The organism is Rouxiella sp. T17 (assembly GCF_036663475.1).
Lineage (GTDB): Bacteria > Pseudomonadota > Gammaproteobacteria > Enterobacterales > Enterobacteriaceae > Rouxiella.
Genome location: NZ_JAWUEA010000016.1, coordinates 1 through 6,588, shown reverse-complemented (window position 1 = coordinate 6,588; position 6,588 = coordinate 1). Strand labels below are relative to the sequence as shown.

The window sequence follows — 6,588 nt, the reverse complement described above, 5'->3', positions numbered from 1 at the left end:
GCCGCAGTGAAACAGGATGCTTCATAATGATAACCCTTCAGATTCTGGAAGTGTCCAGGATCTGGGGTTCAGTGCAGACTGCGCCTCTTTGGGCGGTCTGCGCCGCCGCGCAGTAAGCGAAGCGCATGAAGTTGAATTTGAATTTAAAAGTTTGCTGTTAGATTTTCAAATCTAAACCCGACTGCGCCTCTTTGGGCGGTCTGCGCCGCCGCGCAGTAAGCGCAGCGCATGCAGTTGATTTTGAATCAAAAGCTTTCAAAGCCGTGCGCGCAGCACCAAAAACACCTATTTACACCATTTTTCAATCGTGAGTGCTATGGCTTTAGTGCAGCTCACCAAGTCCGCAATTGATACCCGCTCGTTTGGCTGGTGCGACTGCGCAGGGTCACCGGGGCCGAAGTTAACCGTTGGTGTGTTGCCCAATCCCGTCGGCAGGCCGATGTCGCTGTGCGCGCCAAAGCCGGAGAGTACGGGTGAAAGGTCAGCCTCGATCACGGCCTGCTGAAAAGTCTGCACAAAAGGGTGATCCGAAGGGATTTCGGCGCAGTCGGCGTCAAGGATCCACTCGATTTTGGCAGGATGCTGTCGCAAATAAGGATCCGCCAAACAAATGTTCGCTAAATGTTCCTCAACCTCGCGCTTCACGTGGCCGCCAAGACCAAACTCATCTTTCTCTGAGGGTAAATACTGCACGTCAATCACAATTTCACCATAACCGGCGGTGGAAGAGGCGTGTTCGCCGACCTTCAGCTGAGTCACCAGAATCTGATTGGGTAACTCCATCAACGGATGATTTTTCTTCGGATCAAACTGCCAGCGACGATTAATGATGTCGATGCCGTCCATGATTTGTCGGCACAGCTGCACGGCGTCTACCGGTCCCGTGCTGTACCACGAATTTGGCATTAACTCAGCGTGTCCACCCACGCCGTTGACCAGAATTTTCCCCCATAAAATGCCATGACACAGTGGCGCAATGCGGTTGGCGCTGGGTTCGGTCATAATGCCGGCGTCAGCCTTGAAACCGCGATCGACCATCGCCAGCGAGCCCATGCCGCCAATCTCTTCATCGACCACCGTGGTAAACACGATGTCTCCGGCATGCGTGATGCCCAGTTCCTGCAAAAATTCTACCGCCATCAGCATGCAGGCGACGCCGCCTTTCATGTCCACTGCGCCACGGCCAAAGACCTGCTGGTCGATGACTTGAGGAGCAAAAGGATCGGTGTTCCAGTGCGCACGCGCGCCGGGCGGCACTACGTCGATGTGGCCGGTCAGCATGATGGATTTTCCGCCGCCGCTGCCTTTCAATGTGCCGCCAAGATTCGGGCGACCTTCAAACGTTCGGCCCTTGTTGGCACCCGGTCGGCCTTTGTATTTCTCATACAGCGCAGGGCCGTCTGGATCCCAAAGGTCAGTGGTCATGCCAAGTGCCTCGAGGCGTTTTTGCAGATAAAGCTGGCAGTCGCGTTCGCCGGGCCCGGCCTGAGTCGGGTCGGTTAATACAATCGACGGAAACGACAAAATGTCGCACAGCGTATCGACGATGCGCTGTGGATTCGCTTCTATATGCGCGGAAATCTTTTCTGAAAGAGACATTATCGGGCTCCGTTAATTTGCGAAACGCGGGAAGAAAGACGATCGGCCAGCAGCACGGCGATAAGCAACAGGCCGACCACGCCGACCTGCCACACGCTGTTGATACCAAATTGCAGCATGCTGGTTTTCAGCGCGACGAGGAGTAACACGGCAGCAAAAACGCCACTCACGCCGCCTTTGCCACCAAAAATAGCGATACCACCGAGCAGCGCGGCAGTAAGAGATTCAAGCTCGAGATTGACCCCCGCATCAGGACGGCCACTGCCCAGCCACGACAGCGAAACAAAGCTCGCCGCGCCCGCTAGTAGCCCACACAGGCTGTAAAGCACAATTCGCATCCGGTCGACCGGAATACCGACTAGCCGTGCCGAATGTTCATTAAATCCCATTGCGTAAATCCAGCGTCCCCATGAGGTAAATGAGAGCAAAATCGCTACTATTAAAAACGCAGGAACAACGAGAGTGAGGAAAGGCAGCGGAATATCGCCGAGCATGCCGCGACCCCAAGGCAGCGCCCAGCTTGGCACGCCAGACTGTGCCGCGCCGCCGGTGAGGCAAAGTGCCAGGCCGGAATAAAGATAAAAGGTGCCGAGAGTAACAATCAATGGGTAAATCCGCAGTTTGGCGACCAGAATACCGTTCAGCGCGCCGAGCAAAGCGCCACACAGCAGGCAGACCACGGGCAAAAATGCAGCGGGCAATCCGGCCTGCACGCTAGTAATGCCAACGATGGCAGAGAGTGACACATTGCCGCCGACGGAGAGATCAATCCCTGCGCCGCCGCACAATACGACCAGCGCCTGACCGAGTGAAACCAACGCCAGCAACGTGGCGAACTGTAAAATACTGCTCAGGGTGGAACCCGATAAAATCGACGGCTGCGCGACCAGTACCACAATAATCAGCACCGCCCAGAGCGCGGCTAAAATCGTTAACACCAGATTGCGCTGGCTCCAGCGCAGCAGAGTGAAACCTTTCGCCGATTTCATGATGGCAGCCTCCCATTGGCGCGTTTAAGGCGCATCATCCACGGAGAATATCTGAGGCGTCCGGTTGCCACTTCGGCAATCAATACCAGCAATAATAAAGCGCCGGTGACTACCGTTTGCCACAGCGACGGCACGCCAATCAGCAGCAGGCCGTTTTGCAAAATACGCAGCAAAAACACGCCCAGCACTGTGCCCAACAGGCTGCAATGTCCGCCGATAATGCTGGTGCCGCCCAAGACTACGGCGGCGATAGCTTCCAGCGCCAGCGTGCTGCCGATGGTCATTTCCACGTTGCGATACGTGGCAACATAAAAGGTGGCTGCCAGCCCGCAGAGTGCGCCGCTAATAATAAAGGTGATAAAACGAACCCGCGTGACGGCAATACCCGACAGCCGTGCCTTGTCGGGAGAGTGGCCAATCGCGAGCAAGTGCGGGCCAAACGGCGTGCGGCGCAGCGCTAGCCACACCAGAAAATAGGCTAAAATGATGACCCACGCCGTTACGGGCAGGCCGAGCAGGCGGGTGTCGAGTCGTTGGGTGAGAGTGGCGGGCAGGCCTGACAGCCATTGCCCGCCGAGCAGCGCAAAGACAGCGGTGCGATAAACGCCATACAGCCCGAGCGTGCCGACGATCGACGGGATCTTGCCGAGTACCACCACGCAGGCCGTGATCAAACCGGCAATAATGCCGATCAGCGGACCTGCCAGCGCCGTTATCGTAGGATCCAGCGGCGTGTTAAGCAGCTGCCCCACGCCGATGGCCGCTAATCCCATCACCACGCCGACAGAAACATCGACGCCGCCCATTGCCAGCAGCAGCGTCATGCCGAGGCCAATCAACAGCAGCTCGACGCTGTTTCGCAGCACGGTCGAAAGGTTGTCGACCGTCGCGAAATACGGTGAGGCAAAACTGAAAACAATCACCGCCAGCAGGCACACGGAGGCGAGCGTGCGTTCACGCCCAGAAAAATAACGCCCAGATAACGAAATTAGCGATTTAAAGCTTTTGGGGTTTGCCACAGCGCTGCGCTCTCCGTTAACAACTCAACAAACCTGTTCGGCAGGTTTAGAAATGGAACTGATCGACGTTTTTAGCGGTAAATACCGCGGGTGCGCCAAGCAGTAAAATGCCCGTTTTGGCATCATATTTCACAGGCTGATCCAGGCCAGGGACCTTGTTTTCGGCACTAAAACTTTTGCCGTCGATCAGCTGTTTACCGGCCCAAACGGTGAGATAACCGAGCTTTTCAGGATCCCACAGTACGGAGAAACCAAAGGATCCGCTTTTCAGATAGGCGCGCGCCGTATTAGGGCTGCAATAGCCTGTGCCGATGACTTTGCCGATTTTACCCGCCGTTTCTATAGCCTGCGCTACGCCCGGACAAGTGGTAGACGCGACGGCAATAATCCCTTTCAAATCAGGATGTGAAGAGATTAAATCAGTAGAAATTTGCGCCGCGCGGCTCGAGGTTCCGCCCGCAAATTGGGGTTTCAGCAGGGTAACGTTGGGGTATTTTTCTTTAACGCGCTGTTGCATAAAACCAATCCAGGCGTTGAGGTTGGAGGCAGTGGCCTCACCCGACACAATGCCGATCGTAGCGTGATCGCCGACGCGCTCGACCATCTGATCGATAATCGTTTCGCCTAATCCCTGATCGGTAGCCTGCGCGACATAGACGGCGCGACCGCTGTTGGGCGCATCGCTGTCACTGGTAAACAGCTTGATATTTTTGGCCTTGGCCTGCTCGACCACGGGCGCAATGCTCGACGCATCAAGCACGCTGACAGAAATTGCGTTAACTCCCTGTGCAATCAGGTTTTGTACGATTTGCAGCTGGTCCATTGGATTGGTATCGACAGGTCCAGAATAGACAAAATCGACGCCAAACTGCTTGGCTGCGCGTTCGCCGCCATCTTGCATCGCTTTAAAGTAGGGAATACCGACGATTTGCGGCACGAAGGCCACTTTCGGTTTGTCGGCCGCTTGAGAACTCGCCGTCGCCGAAACCAGCAGGGCAGAGGCGACCAGCGTTGCCGCGAGCGTTTTCACTATTCCTGAATGCTTTAAAATCCGTGAACTCTTTAACATCATGGGTCTACCCTCTATAAAGAAAAAACACGAAAGGAATAACGCGGCTAAACAGTGACAGCATCGAACGCCCGCGCGTCGGGATGAGCGCCCGTAATTAAGGCAACAATTTCTTCTGGCGTGGTCTCGGTACGACGTCTTTCGGCAATTTTACGGCCACGACGAAACACCACCATGCGATCGGCGACTTCAAAAACATCGGAAATATTGTGACTAATCAACACCACCGCACAGCCGCGCTCGGCCAGTTTGCGGGTCAGAGCCAATACTTTGCGGGTTTCGGCGACGGCCAGCGCCGCCGTGGGTTCATCCATAATGACTAAACGCGCATTAAGGTTTAATGCTCGACAAATTGCCACGGCCTGACGCTGCCCGCCGGAGAGACTGCCAACCGGCGCCTGCGGGTCAGTAATGTGCGCTTCGAGTTCTTGCAGCAGCTCGGCAACCCGCGTTTGCATCGCCTGTTGGCGTAGAAATGGAATTCCTAAAAAACGGCGTTTAAGTTCGCGTCCAAGAAACACGTTTTCAGCAATCGAAAGGTTTTCAGACAGCGCAAGCTCCTGAAAAATAGTCGCAATGCCGCAATCTGCCGCCTCTTTTGGCGAGGAAAATACCGCTGATTTACCGTCGACCAGCAGCTCACCCGAAGAGGCGGGATAGGCGCCCGCCAGCACTTTGGTGAAGGTTGATTTACCTGCGCCGTTATCGCCCATCAGCGCCAGTACTTCTCCAGCATAGATATCAATATTGATGTCATTGAGCGCGGTCAACGCGCCAAAACGCTTGCTGATCTGTTTGGCCTGAACGTAGGGCTGAGTCATCCGCATTGCCCTCGGGGTTATTTTTCGTCCAGACGAGTGAGCCAGCTCAGGCAGTTTTTCCACAGCTGATCGTATCCCGGCCATTGAATAAATTCGCCCGGGACCCAGTGCGGGCCGATGTCCGAGGTCCAGACCATGGAACGGCCTTCACCATACGTGCCGCTGACTAGCAGCGGATGGCCGCCTTCATCTTCAGGCAGCGTGGCCAGCACTTCCGCACCTTCTTTCAGCAGTACTTCGTTTGCGCCGAGCAGCAGCGGCCATTCACCTTCAATACCTTTTAGAATCGGATGAGTGTGATCGGCGATAATTTTTGCCGAGAATCCTTCCGGAATTTCAAGGCGATCGTCGTAGGGCAGGCAGGTCACGGGCAGGACTTCTTCGACGGGGGTATTGCGCCAGCGGGCTTTGCCGTCGATCCCCTGGAAGGAGAAATAGCCGCCGATCATCATCAGGCCGCCGCCTTCTGCGGTCCATTGGCGTAGCAATTTGAGTCGATTTGGCATGGGTTTGCTGTGCAACCAAACGGCGGGTGGCAGCAGCAGGGAATTAGCGCCGATATCGGAGAGGATGATGGCGTCGTAGGCTTTGAGGCTTTCCAAATCGAACGGCAGCTTTTCGACTACCTCATGAGCTGGCATATAGGTCAGTTCAAATTCGCTGTTTTCGAGCGCTTTAACCAGCGGTTCGGCCCCTAAATGGAAAGTCACGCTACCAAACTGGTCGAAGCCTTTGTAATGCGTCGCCGAGCTCACCCAGCTTTCACCCAACAGTAATACCCGTTTGCTCATTTCGCTCTCCTAGAGGTGATTTTTTAAGCTAATGGTCATTTGATATCAAAGTAAACCGGTTTAGTAAAGGGTAAATAGCGGCTTGACCCATCCTTTGGGTTTTAGATTTGGAATCTAAAGGCAATTGCTTTTAGGACAAAATTTAATCTTTTATCGCAAAATTTTTTTAGATTGGGAATCTAAAGGCAAGTTTTTAAATTCAAATTCAAATTCAAGTTCAAGGGCATGCGCTTCGCTTACTGCGCGGCGGCGCAGACCGCCCAAAGGCCCGCAGTCGCTCGGGCCTTTGGAATCCGAGCT

At 54.7% G+C, this 6,588-nt stretch carries 6 protein-coding genes; all 6 read right to left on the bottom strand.

Going from position 1 to position 6,588, the window contains the following annotated elements; all coding sequences use genetic code 11:
• Window positions 1–285: 285 nt before the first annotated feature.
• Window positions 286–1,599, bottom strand: coding sequence for a M20 family metallopeptidase (locus SC206_RS05010; RefSeq protein WP_332734804.1), 1,314 nt, complete (start codon window positions 1,597–1,599; stop codon window positions 286–288).
• On the bottom strand, window positions 1,599–2,588 hold the full coding sequence (locus SC206_RS05005; protein WP_332734802.1) for an ABC transporter permease: 990 nt from the start codon (window positions 2,586–2,588) through the stop codon (window positions 1,599–1,601). Before SC206_RS05005 ends, SC206_RS05010 begins: the two co-directional genes overlap by 1 nt.
• A complete protein-coding gene (locus SC206_RS05000) occupies window positions 2,585–3,607 on the bottom strand; it encodes an ABC transporter permease (RefSeq protein WP_332734800.1) in 1,023 nt (340 codons plus the stop codon). The genes SC206_RS05005 and SC206_RS05000 overlap by 4 nt, the downstream gene beginning before the upstream one ends.
• Before the next feature lie 46 nt (window positions 3,608–3,653).
• Window positions 3,654–4,637 carry an autoinducer 2 ABC transporter substrate-binding protein gene (locus tag SC206_RS04995; protein WP_332734798.1) on the bottom strand — a complete coding sequence of 328 codons (984 nt, stop codon included), beginning with the start codon at window positions 4,635–4,637 and terminating at the stop codon, window positions 3,654–3,656.
• A gap of 86 nt (window positions 4,638–4,723) precedes the next feature.
• Window positions 4,724–5,497 (bottom strand): ATP-binding cassette domain-containing protein, encoded by a 774-nt coding sequence (locus SC206_RS04990; RefSeq protein WP_332734796.1) that lies wholly within the window; start codon window positions 5,495–5,497, stop codon window positions 4,724–4,726.
• Between the two features lie 17 nt (window positions 5,498–5,514).
• On the bottom strand, window positions 5,515–6,288 hold the full coding sequence (locus SC206_RS04985; RefSeq protein WP_332734794.1) for a glutamine amidotransferase: 774 nt from the start codon (window positions 6,286–6,288) through the stop codon (window positions 5,515–5,517).
• Between the last annotated feature and the right edge of the window lie 300 nt (window positions 6,289–6,588).